At 63.2% G+C, this 17,121-nt stretch carries 11 protein-coding genes; 2 read left to right on the top strand and 9 right to left on the bottom strand.

Translation table 11 applies throughout. The features are described 5' to 3' along the window. Positions 1-282: 282 nt before the first annotated feature. The 7 genes from guaD to mocA form a co-directional block, all read right to left on the bottom strand. The gene (gene guaD / locus CK627_RS14655; RefSeq protein WP_024941735.1) at positions 283-1,599 is read right to left on the bottom strand and encodes a guanine deaminase; all 1,317 of its coding nucleotides are present in this window, start codon (positions 1,597-1,599) and stop codon (positions 283-285) included. 24 nt (positions 1,600-1,623) lie between these two features. Then, positions 1,624-3,141 (bottom strand): nucleobase:cation symporter-2 family protein, encoded by a 1,518-nt coding sequence (locus tag CK627_RS14650; RefSeq protein WP_095592719.1) that lies wholly within the window; start codon positions 3,139-3,141, stop codon positions 1,624-1,626. Between the two features lie 95 nt (positions 3,142-3,236). Further along, a complete protein-coding gene (locus CK627_RS14645; RefSeq protein WP_217349749.1) occupies positions 3,237-6,134 on the bottom strand; it encodes a molybdopterin-dependent oxidoreductase Mo/Fe-S-binding subunit in 2,898 nt (965 codons plus the stop codon). Continuing rightward, positions 6,131-6,907, bottom strand: a complete 777-nt coding sequence (gene ygfM, locus CK627_RS14640; RefSeq protein WP_095592718.1) for a molybdopterin-dependent oxidoreductase FAD-binding subunit — start codon at positions 6,905-6,907, stop codon at positions 6,131-6,133. Before ygfM ends, CK627_RS14645 begins: the two co-directional genes overlap by 4 nt. Positions 6,908-6,987: 80 nt before the next feature. Further along, positions 6,988-8,316, bottom strand: coding sequence for a putative aminohydrolase SsnA (ssnA, locus tag CK627_RS14635; protein ID WP_095592717.1), 1,329 nt, complete (start codon positions 8,314-8,316; stop codon positions 6,988-6,990). 30 nt (positions 8,317-8,346) lie between these two features. Then, positions 8,347-11,457: a putative selenate reductase subunit YgfK gene (ygfK, locus tag CK627_RS14630; protein WP_095592716.1), complete on the bottom strand. Its 3,111-nt coding sequence runs from the start codon at positions 11,455-11,457 to the stop codon at positions 8,347-8,349. 420 nt (positions 11,458-11,877) lie between these two features. Next, positions 11,878-12,513 (bottom strand): molybdenum cofactor cytidylyltransferase, encoded by a 636-nt coding sequence (gene mocA, locus CK627_RS14625; protein ID WP_302476471.1) that lies wholly within the window; start codon positions 12,511-12,513, stop codon positions 11,878-11,880. On the opposite strand from mocA, the gene yqeC reads away from it, so the two are divergent. Together yqeC and yqeB are read left to right on the top strand one after the other, a co-directional pair. Further along, positions 12,512-13,360: a selenium cofactor biosynthesis protein YqeC gene (gene yqeC, locus CK627_RS14620; protein ID WP_095592714.1), complete on the top strand. Its 849-nt coding sequence runs from the start codon at positions 12,512-12,514 to the stop codon at positions 13,358-13,360. The genes mocA and yqeC overlap by 2 nt on opposite strands. A gap of 19 nt (positions 13,361-13,379) precedes the next feature. Further along, positions 13,380-14,972 (top strand): selenium-dependent molybdenum cofactor biosynthesis protein YqeB, encoded by a 1,593-nt coding sequence (yqeB, locus tag CK627_RS14615; protein ID WP_095592713.1) that lies wholly within the window; start codon positions 13,380-13,382, stop codon positions 14,970-14,972. Between the two features lie 68 nt (positions 14,973-15,040). Here yqeB and CK627_RS14610 read toward each other — a convergent pair whose 3' ends face one another. After that, a complete protein-coding gene (locus tag CK627_RS14610; RefSeq protein WP_094697297.1) occupies positions 15,041-15,964 on the bottom strand; it encodes a DMT family transporter in 924 nt (307 codons plus the stop codon). Between the two features lie 181 nt (positions 15,965-16,145). After that, positions 16,146-17,078 (bottom strand): carbamate kinase, encoded by a 933-nt coding sequence (arcC, locus tag CK627_RS14605; protein WP_095592712.1) that lies wholly within the window; start codon positions 17,076-17,078, stop codon positions 16,146-16,148. Between the last annotated feature and the right edge of the window lie 43 nt (positions 17,079-17,121).

The raw sequence follows: 17,121 nt of genomic DNA, 5'->3' as shown, positions 1-17,121 counted from the left end.
TTTATCCTGTTTGTCTGGCTCATGGCCGACTCCTTCCTGCATCCCTGAATGTGTCGTGTCGAAATGGCGGTCGGTGCCGTGGATCTCTGCTGCCACGGTCGCCGGCATCATGGGGTTGGCAGACAAGGCAAACGTTTGACTTGCCGTCTAAAAAAAACCGGGCCATTTCACCTGCTGTGGCGGGGCAAGCGCCTCGCCTGTCGTGCGGCGCAGGCACCACGCTGGCCCCTGCTGCCGTGTTCCCGGGGCGAGCATGCCCGCCCCTCTGCTTTGAAAACCGGATCAGCCCCGCTCGTGCACCAGCTGACCATCCACATAGGTGCGGTAGATGGATCTGTCATCCCCCAGGGTCAGCAGCACGAACAGCTTGTCGCGCAAGGTGGTGGAGTTGTCGTAGCGCAGCTGCTGCAGCGGGGTGGCGACCGGGTCGAGCACCACGAAGTCCGCCTCCTTGCCCACCGCGAAGCTGCCGATCTGCTCGTCCAGCCCGAGCGCATGGGCGCCGCCCAGGGTCGCCAGGTAGAAAGCCTGATAGGCCGAGAGGCGCTCGCCCTGCAGTTGCATAACCTTGTAGGCCTCGTTGAGGGTCTGCAGCATGTTGAAGGTGGTGCCGGCGCCGATGTCGGTGCCCATCCCCACCTTCACCTGCTTGTGCCACGCCTTGTGCAGCTTGAAGAGACCGCTACCCAGATACAGATTGGAGGTGGGACAAAACGCGATGGTGGAGCCGGTCTCCTTCAGGCAATCCCACTCCTGCTCTTCCAGATGGACGCAGTGGGCAAACACGCAGTTGTGACCGGTCAGCCCATGCTGGTGATAGACGTCGAGATAGCCCTGATGCGCCGGGAAGAGGGATTTCACCCAGGCTATCTCGTCCTTGTTTTCGCACAGGTGGGTGTGCAGATAGGTGGTCGGGTACTCTTCGCGCAGCCGTCTCGCCATCGCCAGCTGCGCCGGGGTCGAGGTGGGGGCAAAGCGCGGCGTGATGGCGTAGAGCAAGCGGCCGTTGCCGTGCCAGCGCTCGATGAGCGCCTTGCTCTGCGCATAGCTGCTCTCGGCGGTATCGAGCAGATAATCTGGCGCGTTGCGATCCATCATCACCTTGCCCGCGATCATCCGCATGTTGATGCGACTGGCCGCCTCGAATAGGGCATCCACCGACTCGGGGTGGACGGTGCCAAACACCAGCGCCGTGGTGGTGCCGTTTCGCAGCAGCTGCTTGATGAAGAAGGTGGACATCTCGCGGGCATACTCGAGATCGTTGTAGCGCCGCTCGGCCGGGAAGGTATGGCGGTTGAGCCACTCCAGCAGCTGCTCGCCATAGGCCCCCACCATCTCGCTTTGCGGGTAGTGGATGTGGGTGTCGACAAAGCCGGGCACTATCATCTTGCCGCGATAATCCCGCACCCGCACCTGGGCCGGAATGCGATCACGGCCCTCCTCCCACTGGCCGAACCAGTCGATGCAGCCGTTGCGGATGATCAGCAGGCCATCCTCGATGAGGCGGGCATTGGGCTCTATCTCCTCGGGCTGGCTCACCACCCGGGTGATGTCGAAGAAGCTGCCACGCACCGCCTTGACGGAGTTGTCGTTTTTCATCTCTCAATTCCCTCTTGTTGTTCGTTAGCCGCGATCCACTTGCGGGGCGCGCACCTGGGCCTCGTCCGTCGCCAGCCCCTGTTGGCGGGCGGTGACCGACGAGGCGGGCCGGGTGGCAAAACGGGTGTCGGGCTTGTCGCTCAGCTGGATCAGCTCCACCGCCTCGGCGGCATTGGCGGCCGCCTGGCGTCTGCGGCTCTGGGGCAGTACCAGGTTCATGATGATGGCGGTGATGCCGCCGGCGCAGATGGGGTTCTCCACCAGCATGTAGATCCCCGCCGGCAGCACCTTGAAGACGTTCGGGTCGTAGGAGACCCCGAGCCCCAGTCCGAGCGAGGTGGCGACGATCAGGGTCTCGCGCCGATCGAAGCCGTGACTGATGATGATGCGCCCGCCGGCGATGGCGATCATGGAGAACATGATGACCATGGCGCCCCCCATTACAGGGGACGGGATGGTGGTGAAGAAGCGCCCCACCACCGGGAAGAGGCCGAGCAGCACCAGGATGACGGCGATGAACTTGCCCACGTGGCGCGAGGCCACCCCGGTCATCTGGATGACGCCGTTGTTCTGGGCAAAGGTGGTGAGCGGCAGGGAGCCGAGCGCCGAGGCGATCACCGACACCAGGCCGTCCGCCAGCACGCCGCCGGAGAGCCGTTTTTGAAACTCGGGGCCCTGGATCTGCCGGTGGGAGACCATGGCGGTGGCGGTGATGTCCCCCACCGCCTCCAGCACGCTCAACAGATAGATGGTGCCGGCCAGCACGAAGGCGTGCAGATCGAAGGAAAAACCGTACTTGAACGGGATGGGCACAGTGATGAGCGGCAGGTTCTCAAGGGCGGAGAAATCCACCATGCCGAGCATCAGGGCCACCGCATAGCCCACCAGCAGGCCGATGGCGATGCCGCTCATGCGAAGCAGCGGGCTCTTGCTGCAGTTGAAGGCGACGATGACGCAGAGCACCAGCAGCCCCAGGCCGATGTTCTCGTATTTGCCGAAGGTGCCGCTGCTCATGGCGGAGAAGCCGCCGCCAAAGTCGATGATCCCCACCTTGATGAGGCTCAGGCCAATCATCAGCACCACCACCCCGCTCACGGTCGGGGTGATCACCCGCTTGAGGTAGGGCAGCACGAAGGAGGAGCCCATCACCAGGAAGGCGCCGACGAAGGAGACCCCGAGCAGGGTCGAAACGATCAGCTCCTCGTGCAGGCCATCTTTTTTCATGGCGCTGCCCAGCGCGATCATCACTGTCACGAAGGAGAAGTTGACCGACTGGATGGAGAGCAGCCCCGAGCCGATGGGGCCGTAACGGTTCACCTGCAGCCAGGTGCCGATGCCGGAGGCGATCATCGCCATGGAGACCAGGTAAGCGGTGGTCTCGGTGGAGAGGCCAAGGGCCCCGCCCACGATCAGGGCCGGCGTCACCATGGGCACGAAGATGGCCAGCAGGTGGGTCACGGCCCCCATCAGGGTTTGGTAAAAGGGTGGTTTGTCTTCGAGCGCGTAAATCAGGTCCGAGTGCTTGCGTGTTGTTTTAGACATCTTGATTGTCCCATCACACAGAATATGGGCGGAGTACTCATTCCGCTGTCAGGTGCTGGGGGCGAGCCAGCGCCCGCCCCTCACCTTTTCTTTTGTTATGCCGACGCTTGTTGCTCCAGCTTGCCCAGTTCGCGCAGGATCTGCTCCGGCGTGAAGTGCCACTTGCGCAGCCAGACACCGCAGGCGTCGTGGATGGCGGTGGCGATGGCGGGCGCCGCGCCGTTGACCCCGATCTCCGAGATGGACTTGGCGCCGTAAGGGCCGACCTTGTCGTCACTCGGTACTAGGAAGGCCCGAAAATCGCGCGGAATGTCGCCGATCTTGGGCGCGCCATAGCTCTTCAGATCCCGGGTCAGCGGAATGCCCTTGCCGTCGTAGCAGATCTCCTCGGTCAGGGAGTGGCCGATGGCCCGCATGGTCGCCCCGTAGATCTGGCCGAGCGCCAGCTCCGGGTTGATGGGGGTGCCGCAGTCGAGCAGGGCGTAGAACTTGTCGAGCCGGATCTCGCCGGTTCTGACGTTGACCGCCACCTCGGCGAAGTTGGCGCCGTACGGGAAGGCCAGCTCCGACGTGATGTAGCTGGCGGTGCCCACCAGGATACCGAAGCCGGTACCTGTCTCCGCCTTGTGGGCCAGCTTGGCGAGGCTCACCTCCCCCAGCTTGCCGCGTACCAGGCCCGGAAACGCCAGCTCAACATCGGCTACCGGCTCGCCCAGCATGGCGGCGCCGTGGAACAGGATCTTCTCCTTGAGGTTCTCGGCCGCCTTCTTGGCCGCGTTGCCGGAGAAACAGGTGCCTGACGAGGCGTAGGCCCCCTTGTCGAACAGGGCGTGGTCGGTGTCACCTGAGATGACGTGCACATCCCCGAGCGGGCAGTGCAGCACCTCGGCGGTCAGCTTGGCCACCACGGTATCGAGGCCGGTGCCGATATCGGCACCGCCGGAGTGGACGATAAAGGTGCCGTCCGATTCCAACTTGACCATGCAGTTGGCCTGATCGATGTCCGGGATCCCCGATTTTTGCATGATGATGGCGACGCCACGGCCGATGCGCCAATCCCCGTCGGCGGGTTTGGGACTATCCCAGGCAATAAGTTCGCGGCCCTGCTTGAGGATGAGCTCAAGGGCACAGCTGGCCGCGTGGGGCACCGAGGTAGGCATCTTGCCCTCGCCGATGGCCCCCAGCACCTTGAGAATGTCCCCTTCGTGTACCCGGTTGTGCTCCACCATCTCGAGCTGATCGATGCCCAGTTTCTCGGCAAGTTCGGCAATCGCCATGGTCAGCGCGAAGTTGCCCTTGGGCGCGCCATAACCCTGATAGGCGCCGGTCGGGCAGATGTTGCTGTAGTAGGTATTGACGGTAAAGCGCACGTTCTCGCACGGATAGAGCGGCAGGGAAAGCGCCGGGCCGTTGCTCGGCACCGTCAATGAGTGGTTGCCGTAAGGGCCGGTGTTGGCGCGAAAATCCATGTCGATGGCGGTGATGGTGCCATCTTTTTTGGCCCCCACTTTCACCTTCACCTTGGCCACGTGGCGGGAGGTGTTGCTGATGAACTCCTCTTCACGGGTGTAGCGGAAGGTGACCGGACGGCCGGTCACCTTGGTCGCCCAGGCGCACACCTCTTCCAGCAGGATATCCTGCTTGGAGCCAAAGCCGCCCCCTACCCGCTCTTTGATCACGTGCACCTGATGCTGCTTCATGCCGACGATGCGCGCCACCTGACGGCGCACGTGCCACGGCACCTGGGTGGAGGCGTGAATGACCAGCCGATCCCCATCCATGTAGGTGAAGCAGATGTGCGGCTCGGTCGGGCACTGCTGGGCCTGGGTCGATTCGTAGGTGCGCTCGACAATCTCGTCCGCCTCGGCAAAGCCCTTGGCCACATCGCCAATCTGGCCATGGACACTGGCGGCCAGGTTCTCGTGGGGGCGGGAACCAATGGGGAAGTTGATGATCATGTGCTCGTCGCCGCGACGCACCGAGCAGGCGTTCTGCTGCTCGAGATCCGCTGGCGCACCGGCCATATAGACGATAGGCTCATCGTGCACCAGCGGCGCATTGGGGGCCATCGCCTCGCCTATGTTCATGACCGCCGGCAGCACCTGATACTCGACCTCGATGAGTTTGAGCGCCGCCAATGCGATGGCTTCGCTCTCGGCCACCACGGCGGCCACCCGATCCCCGACGTGACGCAGCTTGCGGCCAAACATGCGGCGATCGAGCGGTGACGGCTCGGGGGCGCTCTGGCCACCCGGGGTGTAGTAGACATCCGGGCAGTTGAGGTGAGTGATGACGTGCACCACCCCCGGCATGGCTTCGGCGCGGCTCACATCGAGCCTAGTGATCACCGCATGGGGATGGGGGCTTCGCAGCATCTTGATGACCAGCGCATCCTCGCTGACCCTGTCCTCCACGTAGCAGGGCTTGGCCTGCACCATCTTGGCAGCGTCCACTTTCGGGCAGCTCTTGCCGATATGGCGCAGGTCGTCACGAAACTCGGGGGCAATCTGGCACAGGTAATCGGGATCCTTGAGGCGCGAGCTGGCAAGCTCGATGGCCTGATAGAACTGCTGGTAGCCGCCATCCCGGTGAAACAGGCCCGAGAGGGCGTCGTCGATTTGATCACGGCTGGGCTCGGGGTGGCGATCAAGCAGGTCGGTGACGATGAGCGCCGCAGCCGGATCGTTGTAGCCGGACTGCACCACACCCACGTCTACCATGGCCTGCTGCACCAGACTGAGCTGGTTCCAGCTGCCGAGCGACTCTGCGGTGCGCACCTGCGCCCCCTCCAGTTGGGCGGCGATCAGCAGGGAGGCGTTGATCACCTTGCCGTTGAAGAGAATGGCGTCGGAGCCGGCGAAGCCGAAGCCGTCGTCGCTGTTGCGCACCGAGTGCATCCGGCACTGGTTGAACAGCACCCGCTGGGCATTCTCGCCAGCCGGGGTGATGACGGTGCGCAGGGCACCGTTCAGGGTGAAATTGAGTTCCATCATGCCTGTACCTCCTGCTGCTGGCACTCCACCAGCAGATCCGCCACTACCACGCCGCTGATATAGCGCTTGTAGGCCACACTGCCACCGAGATCCGCGCGCGGCGCAATCAGCGCGCTCACGGCCGCTTCGAGCGCCGCATCCCGCAGCTCATGACGCTCCACATCCCGCAAACGCATCGGTTGCGGCGTGACACCCGCCAGGGCGACCCGCATCTCGCCAAGGGCGTCGAGGGCCACGGCGGCAGTCATCACCGCCAGACCATCGGCGTTGCGGCTGATGCGACGAGTCGCGCAGCGCAGCTCGGGCTCCGGCAGCACCACCCCCAGCACCAGCTCCTTGCGCTGGCCGGCCAGGTAGGCATCGATGGGTTGCAGCTGGTTGTTCTCCAGCACCACCACGGCTTCGAGTACCAGCAGTACCGGCAGCAGGGGGGAGTCCTGCTGCTGGCAGGCAAGCTCGCCGCCAATGGTGGCCTGATTGCGCAGATGGCGGGAGTAGACAAACCCCAGCGCCTCGCACAGGGCGGCCGGGGTACGGGGGTCGTCTTTGAGGGCTTGCAGGGTGACGGTGGCGCCGATGTGGAGCTGACCGTGCTGCTGCTCAATCTGGCCAAGCCCGAGCTTGTCCAGCGAGATGGCGACCTTCTTGTCGGTGCGGGTCGGGGCGGCGTTGAGCTTGCTGCCGCCCCCCATGTAGACGGCGTCGTTGCCAAAGCGGGCCTTGAGTTCCAAAGCCTGACCCAGTTGCTCGGGTCGGAAGAATTGCTCAATCATGTGTCGTCCTTACTCTTGCTGCCCGCCACCGGGCAAATCCACAGGGCGGGCAATCCAGTCCAAACGTGCGGAGGGCGGCCTCAGGCCAGCGCGTCCATTCGTTGCCACAAGCGGCTTGCCACCTTGCTGGCCTGCTCATAAAGGGGCTCGACGTCAAAGGCGAACTCGCGATCCTGATAAACCATGCGTCCCTCGACCATCACGCTGTTGACCGAGGATGAGCCCATGCCGAAGGCGAGATGGCCGCCGAGGTTGCGCGGGGCCAGCGGGGTCGGTGCGGCGTAGTCGCAAATGGTGAGGTCGGCCTTGTAACCCGGCTCCAGACGGCCAAATTTTGCGCCGAAGTTGCGCTCAAGCAAGGTGTTGCCGTTCCAGAGGAAGCGGGCAAAGCTGTCGGGCCACAGGGCCCCGCCGGCATCCTTGTGCTTGAAGTAGGCGAACTTGAGCTCTTCGAGCATGTCGGAGCCGATACCGTCGGTGCCGAGCGCCAGGTTGCGGTATTCCGGCAGGTGCAGGTTGTAGCCCACGTGGTTGTTCATGTTGGAGCGGGCGTTATGCACCAGGAAGGCATCACGGCTGTTGAGCAGTTCGATGTCGGCCGGGCTCAGGTAGATACCGTGGGCGATCAGGGTCTTGCTGTCGACAAGGCCAAACTCGTCCAGCCGGGCGATGGGCTCCTTGCCATGGTGGTGGTGGCCGTGGGCCATGTCGTAGCGGTCTTCCGCCACATGGATATGCAGCCCGCGGCCGGTGACCTGCAGCGCTTCGCGCAGCATGGCCAGCCCCTCGTCAGGTACGGTGAAGGGGGCGTGGGCACCGATATGAGCCTCCACCAGATAGGGTTCGCTCCCCTTGGCCTTGGCCGCATCGATCTGTTGGGCGAACAATATGTTCTCCTCCACCCCGACCTGCAGCTCGGCGAGGCCGCCGTTGCGATCCGTGGTCTCGAAGCAGGTCATGCCGCGCAGACCCGCCTCCACAAACCCTTTGCGCAGCACGTTCAGGGAGCCCTTGATGAAGTTGGGTGAGGCGTGGTGGTCGATCACCGCGCTGCAGCCGCTCTTGATCGCTTCCAGCGAGCAGATGAGACCGCTGTAATAGAGGGACTCCTCATCGAGCGCCCGATCGAGCCGCCACCAGAGGTTTTTCAGGGTGGAGATAAAGTCCGGGCAGGGGGCGATGTTGGCCATGATCCCCCGCGACAGGCCGGAGTAGAAGTGGTTGTGGGCACAGACGATGCCCGGCATCACCAGCTTGCCCCCCATCTCCCGATAGGTGGCCTGCGGGTAGAGGGCCCGCAGATTGGGCCCCACCGCTTTGATCAGCGATCCTTCGATGGCGATATCCACCCCTTCCAGCACCCGGGTCGGCTCCAGCTGGACAGCGGTGACGTTCTTCAGAATAAACATGGTTGGCTCCTTCGCTTATTCGTTGTTCGCTCAGGCCTCGACGGCCCCCAGCAGGTAGTGGTGATGAGCATGGACATGGCTGATGATCCGGCACATGTCGCCAAGGGCTGCTGGCGCATCCAAAATCTGGCTCTGGGCGTCTATGGTCAGGCGATAGGTCTCACCATCCTGACGCACCCGCAGTTCGCCACCGTCAGCCAGATAAAAACCGGGGTTGTGGCTGTTGTCGAAGTCCTCGGGCAGGCTGAAGATGGTGACCTTGTCCTGATAGGGCTTGCCCTGCCAGGGGCAGAACTGGGCGCAGTTGCCACATTCGTTGCAGTAGGCATCCAGGTGCAGGGTCTGGAACTCGTCTTTGAAGCCCGGCACCGCGATGGCGACGTTGGCCCGGTTGGGGCAGACATCCACGCACTTGCTGCAGAGGTAATTGCACTCGAGGCAACGGTGCGCCTCTTGCGCCACGAAGGCATCGCGCTCGCCCTTGTCCACCATAGTGACGGCGATGTTTCCCTTGCGGCGGTAGATCTCGTCCTTGCCCGACGGCTGGGTGGTCACGTCACGCTGCTGGCTGGCGATATGCTCGCGGGCCAGCACCCGATCCGCGGCGCGGCGGGCACCGCCGATGGCACCGACGATGGAGGACGGGCCGCTTTGCACGTCGCCGATGAGGAAGACGTTGCGACGGCTGGTTTCGCCAGTCTGGCCATCCACCTCGGGCCAGCCATCGCTGCCAAGGGGAATGCCCATGGCTTTCAATACCTCGCAGTCAGGCTGCTCGCCGATGGCGGTGATCAGGGCATCCATCTGCATCACTTCAGTCTGCTCGGTGGGCACCGGGCGGCGGCGACCCTGCTCGTCAGGTTCCCCCAGCGCCATCATCCGCACGACAAGCTTGCCATCTTTCTCAAAACGCTCCGGATTGGTGAGGAAGCAAAAACGCACTCCATCCTCCACCGCTTCCAGATACTCCTCGCGATAGGCGGGCATCTCTTTCTCGCTGCGACGGTAGATCACGGTGACATCGCTGACACCGGGCACCTTGAGGGCGGCGCGCGCGCAATCCATGGCTGTGTTGCCGGCACCAACCACAGCCACATGGCGGCCCAGCGGCAGCGGCTTGCCCTGATTGAAGCTGCGCAGGAAGTTAAAAGACTTGTAAATCCGCTCGTGTCCCCCTTCGAGGCGCATGCCGCCATTCTTGTCGGCGCCGATGCCGACGAAGACATAGGTAAAGCCCTGCTCCTGCAGCTTGTCGACGGTGAGCGCCGGATCGCAGCCAAACTCGAACTTGACCCCGTGGGCGGCGACAAAGTCGATGTCATGCTGGATCAGCTCCGCCGGAATGCGAAACTCGGGGATGATGTGCTTGACCACGCCACCAGCATCCGCTTCGCGCTCGAACAGGGTGACCGGGTGACCGGCGCGGGCCAGGAAGTAACCGGCGGAGAGACCGGCCGGGCCGGCGCCAATCACCGCAACCGGGTGCTTGTCACCGCTGCCTGCCGGTTTGTGCCAGCGGGCCTTGTAACCTTCCCAGCCCAACTCGAGGGCTACCTTTTTCAGCTCGCGGATATTGAGCGGGCTGTCGTAGTCCAGACGGGTGCAGTTGTACTGGCACTGGTGATCACAGATATGGCCGGTGATGGCAGGCAAGGCGTTGCGCTGATAAATCAGCTCAAGAGCTGCCACATACTCCCCCTCGCCCATCAGACGAATGTACTCGGGGATATCCTGATGCACGGCGCAGGCGGTGACGCAGGGCGCCACGTAGCAGTCGGTCAGCGGCAGGCCGCCACCCACCTCAATGCGATCGTCGGACTTCCACTCCTTCTGGGTGTAATCCATGGTGAGCGCCTTGGCGGCCAGGGCCTCCAGCTTGGCGACATCCACCTGAGCCATGGCCCAACTGTCGGAGGCGTCGATCTCGTTGAGGCACTCCAGCTGGCGCAGGTAGCCACCCGGTTTGAGCAGGTCGGTGGCCATGGTGATGGGACGAATGCCAGTCTCGAAGATATCGCTGATGTTGAACTTGCTGGCACCGCCCGAATAGGAGATGGGCAGTTTGCCATCGAAGGCACGAGACAGCACGGCGGCCACGTTGATGGAGAGCGGGAACAGCGCCCTGCCGGACATGTACATCTCATCGCCGGGCAGTGCCCCTTTGCGGTTGATGGTGCCGAGGGTATTGGTCAGCTTGACCCCGAAGGTGAGCCCCTTCTCGGCCCCCAGCGCCATCAATCGGGTCAGCATCGCCTTGGCCTGATCCAGCTTGAGATCGTGATCGAACGATGCTTCGCTCAGACCTATGTAATCAAAACCACAGGTATCGAGGATCTCGCGCACCCGCGGGTAGCCAAGCAGGGTCGGGTTGAGTTTGACGAAGGTGTTGAGCCCCTTCTCCTCCAGCATGTAGCGGCAGATGGCCTCGATTTCGTTGGGTGGACAGCCATGCATGGTGGAGAGGGTCACACCGTGGACCAGGGTGGCCGGGATGCAGTCCGCCAGCTGTTGCAGGCGATCGCGCCGCGCCCCCAGTCCCAGCTCGGCGATAAACTGCTCGTCGGCCACCAGCTCGCGCAGCACCTGCTGGTACTCGGCAAATTTCGGACTTTGGCTTGCATCCATCAGACTGTGGATGAACTGCTGCATCGGTGGCTGTTTGATGCCGTCGAGGTTGTAACCCACGCTCATGTTGAAGATGAAGGACTTGGCCTCCCCGTCGAGGCGCGGGTCGAACACCTCCTCCAGCAGGTAGAGGGCAAACCACGCCTTCAGGTACTCGTCAAAGGCCTTGGGCAGGGTGAACTCGGTGGACCACTCGGTGTTGAAGCACTCGTCTTCGGCATCGATGCAGGGCTTTTCCAGTTCGAGACGGTCCAGGATCTGCACCGTCTTGAGCTCGATAAAGCGCCCGCCGGTCAGCCAGGAGGTGACGATGTTCTGGGCCAGCTGGGTATGGGGGCCGGCTGCCGGGCCGATGGGGGTCTCGCAGGTTTCACCGAACACCTTGATCTTGCGCTCGTCCTGCTTGCGATAGAATTGCGCGGCGGGAATGCCGAAGATGGATTGACTCGCTTTATATTCCGAGAAGATACGGACCAGAAGGTTCTTGAAGGGAACGGGTCGCATAATATCGCCCATGTTGATCTCCTTGCAGCGGCACTGCTCATTGACAGGGTGAATAAATGGGGCCCATCCACAACCACGCATAAAAAGCCCCTTGAAACTGACAAGAGCAACAATCAGGCCAGCGCCGGATCTTTTTATTTTTCAGCCATAAAAACGTGAGGCACCTCCAATTAATAAAACATCGAAAGCCGATACCAGTTTCGACAATGAGAGTGGCTATCAACACCGAATTTAAATAATGAAAACGCCGCCCTCATGGCTAAAAATGATCTCACTTTGGCGCGGCGCGCTATCAGTTTGATAAAGAGCGAGGCCACCGCCATTACCAGGCCGGCCAGGATGATAACGGTCGCTGTCGGCCCCTGATAACGGGTTAGACAAGGGGATAAATATGCAAACCAAGGCCGGGCAAGCCTCTGCCAGCCGACCCGTTCAGCGTTCGAATGCTTCGTCTGCCAGCAGCGCCTGATAACGCTCCGGGGTGTCCACATCCTGCAGGATGGCGGCGCTCTGCACCTCGATAAAACGATGGCGGTGCGCCAGTAGCCAGCGGCGCACCGAACCCTGTGCCGGCACCGCCGCCAGCGCCCTGGCAAGGGCTCTGGGCAACAGCACGGGGTGGCCCGCCTCCCCCTGATAGGAGGGAAAGAGGGTCTCGTCCCCCCGCGCCTGCCAGAGCGAGCGGTACACCTCGGGGGGGATGCAGGGCAGATCGCCGTGGCTTATGAAGAGGTGTTCGCTGCTACAAGCGGCGAGCCCCGCGCGGATGGAGCTGCCGAGCCCATGTGCATAATCATGGTTGTGCACCAGCCGGATACGGGGGTGACTGGCGTAGCGGCTGATCAGCTCATCGGCGCGATGCCCCACCACCAGAATGACCCGGTCACACAGCACCAGGGCATTTTTGAGACTCTCATCAAGAATCGTGCTCTGGCGATACGGTAGCATCAATTTCCACGCGCCCATTCGTGATGAGAGGCCGGCCGCCGTAATTAGGCAGTCGCACCGCTCGCGCGAATGCCAGTGCTTCTCACTGACCGCGCCTCTATTTTTATCGGTCGTCGCCATGGCTATTTCATCACCCATTCTGCTCACCTCGCCAAATATCGAGAGTGTATTAAACCCGCTCACCGAAAATATTGATGGGCGTACCACTTTAATTAGTCTTTGCGGCGCCGGGGGGAAAACCAGCACCCTCTTCTGGCTCGCCGACTATTTCCATCAACAGGGCAAGAAGGTGCTGCTCACCACCAGCACCCGGATGTTTCTGCCCGCCCCCTCCTCTCGGCGCACCCTGCTGATAGAGGCCGACCCGATTCGTCAGCTGACCCGCTGCCAGGCGCTGCCCGATGAACCGATGCAGCTGGTGCTGTTCAGCCACCTCGATCGGGCCAGCGGCAAGGCGGTGGGGCCGAGCCCCCAGCAGATCGATCTGCTCAAGGGGCAGCAACGCTTCGACATCATCCTGGTGGAGGCGGACGGCGCCCATCACAAGTTATTGAAAGCGCCCGCTTTGCACGAACCTTGCATTCCTCAGCACAGTGATTGGGTGATCGCCATGGTGGGCGGCGCCATGGTGGGTGCCAGCGCCGACCCGGCGCAGATCCACCGCTGGGCCGAGTTCCAGGCCCTGTGTGGGATTACGGCCGGTGAACGGCTCGACTGGGCCCTGTTTGACCGGCTCATCGCCCACCCCGAGGGGGCGTTCAAGGGCACCCCGCCCGGGGCGCGCCGAGTCTGGTTTATCAATGGCGATTATCAAAATGAGCAGCAGTGGCTGTCCGCCCTGATAAACCTGCTGCAACGCCACCCCGAGCTCCACGCCATCTGGCAGGGGGCCGTGCGTGAACCCGGCGCCATTCACCATGTTTGCTGTCGGCCTGCCCCCGAAGCCGCGCAGTCGCTGACCCGTTAAGGATGATACGAGGTACCTTATGAATCTGTTTGCACACGCTGCCCGACTGGAGCAGGAGAACACCCCCTTTGCCATGGCCCAGATCATCGAGAGCCGGGGCTCCACCCCGCGCCATCAGGCCCAGATGCTGGTGATGGCCGATGGCCGGATCCTCGGCACCATAGGCGGCGGCATGATAGAGCGGCTGGTGATCGAAGAAGCGATGGCCGCCATTGCCGAGCGCAAACCGCGCATCTTCCACGGTCGGATGGCCCGCAACGGCGAACATGCGGTGGGCTCGGATTGCGGCGGCGCCATGTCGGTCTATATCGACGTCTACGGCCTGCGCCCACGTCTGGTATTGATCGGCGCCGGCCACGTCAACCGGGCACTGGCCCATGCCGCGGCGCCGCTCGGCTTTGATATCCATGTGGGGGATTGCTTCGAGGGGAGCCTCAGCCCAGATCGCTTCCCGGCCGGTACCCATCTCAAACAGGCCGACACCATCAGCGCGGTGATCGAGGCGCTGGCCATTGAGCCCGCCAACTTCGTCATCATCGCCACCAACCACCAGGACAAGGAGGCGCTGGAGCGGCTCATCAGCCGTCCCCTCGCCTATCTGGGGCTGCTCGCCAGCAAGCGCAAGGTGCAGACCTTCACCCAGGCCCTGCGCCAGCAAGGGGTGAGCCAAGAGCAACTGCAGCGGCTGCACGCCCCCATCGGCTACAACATAGGTGCCGAAACCCCCGAGGAGATCGCCATCAGCATCCTCGCCGAGCTGCTGCAGGTGAAAAACGGTAAAGCGGGTGGTCTGATGCAGGATGACGTGCGCCTCAAGCGGGATCAGCTGGTGGTGATGCGTGGCTCCGGCGATATCGCCACCGGGGTGGCGCTGCGCCTCTACCATGCCGGTTTCAAGGTGGTGATGCTGGATCTCGACAAACCCACAGTGATCCGCCGCACCGTCGCCTTCGCCCAGGGGATGTTCGACGGTGAAACCCGCGTCGAAGGAGTGCGAGCCAAGCGGGTGGAGAGCGTCGAGCAGGCGTTCGAGCAGCTGGATCTGGGCGTCATACCGCTGCTGGTTGACCCCGACTGCACGACCCTTGCCGAACTCAAGCCCCGCTATCTGGTGGATGCCATCCTCGCCAAGCAGAATCTCGGCACCCACAGGGAGATGGCCCCCATCACGGTGGCCCTTGGCCCGGGTTTTGAGGCGGGTCGCGACTGCGATGCGGTCATTGAGACCAACCGCGGCCACCATCTGGGCCGGGTCATCTATCAGGGCCCTGCCCAGCCCAATACCGGCATTCCCGGGGTGATCGAGGGGCACTCCGCCCGCCGGGTGGTGCGCGCCCCCGTCGCCGGGGTGATGAAGAGCCTGATCAAGCTCGGCGATCTGGTGCAGGAGGGAGATGTGATCGCCCACGTGGGGGACGCCCCCATTATCGCGCCGCTCTCCGGCATGGTGCGGGGGCTGCTCAGCGATGGCATCGAGGTGACCATCGGCTTCAAGATCGGTGATATCGACCCCAGGGGCGAGCGGGCCGATCCCACTACCGTCTCTGACAAGGCGCGGGCGATCGGCGGCGCCGTGCTGGAGGCCATGATGCATCTGGCTCAGCGCAGATAAGGCTGTGTGCCAACACAAAGGGCCCGCCATGATGGCGGGCCCTTTTTATTTCGTTGCCGACAATAGACTTAGCCGTGCTTGATGCGGGTCTCCCCCGCCACCGACACCAGGGACCGTTTGCCCTTGCGGCTGATGACGATCAAGGCCAGCACGATAAGGCCGATGCCGCTCCCCTCCACCGGCCCCGGGTTTTCACCGAGCAGCCACCAGGAGAGCAGCACGCCGCTCACCGGCACCGCCAATGTGCTGAGCCCGGCGATCCCCGCCGGCAGCTTTTTCAGCACGAACAACCAGAGGCTCCAGGCCAGCGCCGTGGCGAAGATGGCGCTGTAGGCGAGCGCACCAAACACGTAGGGCTGCCAGTCGATGGGGCGCTCCGGCACCAGCGCCGCCACCAGCGCCATCACCAGGGTGGCGTAGATCATCTGCCAGGTGGTGAGGGACATCAGATCCACCCCGGGGTGGCGGGCATACATCCGCTTGGCGATGATGGCGCTGATCCCCCAGCAGATGCCGGAGGCAATGCCCAGCAGCGCGCTCTTCATGGAATCCAGGTGCAGCTGCCAGGGCTCGATCACCAACAGCAGGCCGCAGGCGGCCACCCCGACCGCCAGATAGTGCAGCTTGCGCATCCGCTCCCCCAGAAAGAGTGCCGCGAAGATCACCACCCAGAACGGCATGGTGTAACTCAGAATGGCCACCTTGCCTGCCCCGCCGCTGATGAGCGCCCACTGGGCCAACCCCACCATGCCGCAGGTCTGGAACAGGGCGATGGCGAGGGTATAGCGAAACGGGGTGGGTTTGAGATAACGGCGGCCGCGCAGGCACTGTACCAGCAGCAACACCAGGGATCCGCACAGGCAGCGCAGGGCGGTGAACTCGAACGCCCCCGCGTAGAGCATCACCTGCTTCATCACGATCCAGCTGTAACTCCAGATGGCGGTGAGCAGGACCAATCCCCCCAGCGCCGCCATATTCAACTTGCTATTCATTGTGCTGCCTTGTGCTGCTGCGGTCGGTACGTCCGCCATTCGGGGCGCCATCTTACTCCTCTGCCGTCCCCCTGCCCACCGCGGATAAGAGCTGGCCGGCCCATGCTTTCCCTCTGCCAATCCCTGACTCCGGCCAACAGAAAGGGGGCCGACGGCCCCCAGGTTACAACCTTGCTCGCCCCTACTGGCTTATCAGGGTGCCGGTCTTGCCGGCAATGCCGTCGGCGGCCTTCTCCAGCAGGGTGATCAGGGATTTGCGTCCCGGCATGGAAGTGGCGAACGAGAGCGCCGCCTCCACCTTGGGCAGCATGGAGCCCTTGGCAAACTGCCCCTGGGTGATAAAGCTGTTGGCATCGGCCACGCTCAGGGTGTCGAGCCACTGCACCTCGGGCTTGCCGAAGTTGATGGCCACCTTCTCCACCGCGGTAAGGATGATCAGCATGTCGGCGTCGATCAGTTCCGCCAGCCTGGCACTGGCCCAATCCTTGTCGATCACCGCACTGGCACCGCGCAGGTGATTGCCCTCCCGCAGCACCGGAATGCCGCCGCCACCGACGGTGATCACCACCTGGCCAGCGGCCAGCATGGCAGAGACGGTCTCCTTCTCGATGATGTCGACGGGTTTGGGGGATGCCACCACCCGGCGATAGCCACGGCCGGCATCCTCTTTGAGCCGCTCGCCCTTGGCCATCAACGCCTCGGCCTCCTCCTTGCTGAAGAAGCCACCGATGGGTTTGCTGGGGTCGAGAAAGGCAGGATCGTTTTTATCCACCTCCACCTGGGTCACCAGGGTGGCCACCGGTTTGTGGATGCCGCGCACCAGCAGGGCCTCGCGCAGGGCGTTTTGCAGGTCATAGCCGATATAACCCTGGCTCAGAGCCACGCAGACCGACATGGGCAGATGAGGCGCCTTGGGATCGTGGCGGGCCGCCACCTCGAACGCCTGCTGGATCATCCCCACCTGCGGGCCGTTGCCATGGGTTACCACCACCTCGTGCCCCTGGGCGATCAGGTCGGCAATGGTTCCCGCCGTGCTCTGCACCGCCTTCATCTGCTCGGGCAGGTTGTTGCCCAGCGCATTGCCACCAAGGGCCAGTACGATTCGCTGTTTCATCTTGTTATCTCCAGTGAGGGGACAAGCCGGCGCGATACCGGCC

This window comes from Aeromonas dhakensis (assembly GCF_002285935.1).
GTDB classification, from domain to species: Bacteria; Pseudomonadota; Gammaproteobacteria; order Enterobacterales; family Aeromonadaceae; genus Aeromonas; species Aeromonas dhakensis.
This window is presented reverse-complemented; position numbering and strand designations above follow the sequence as displayed.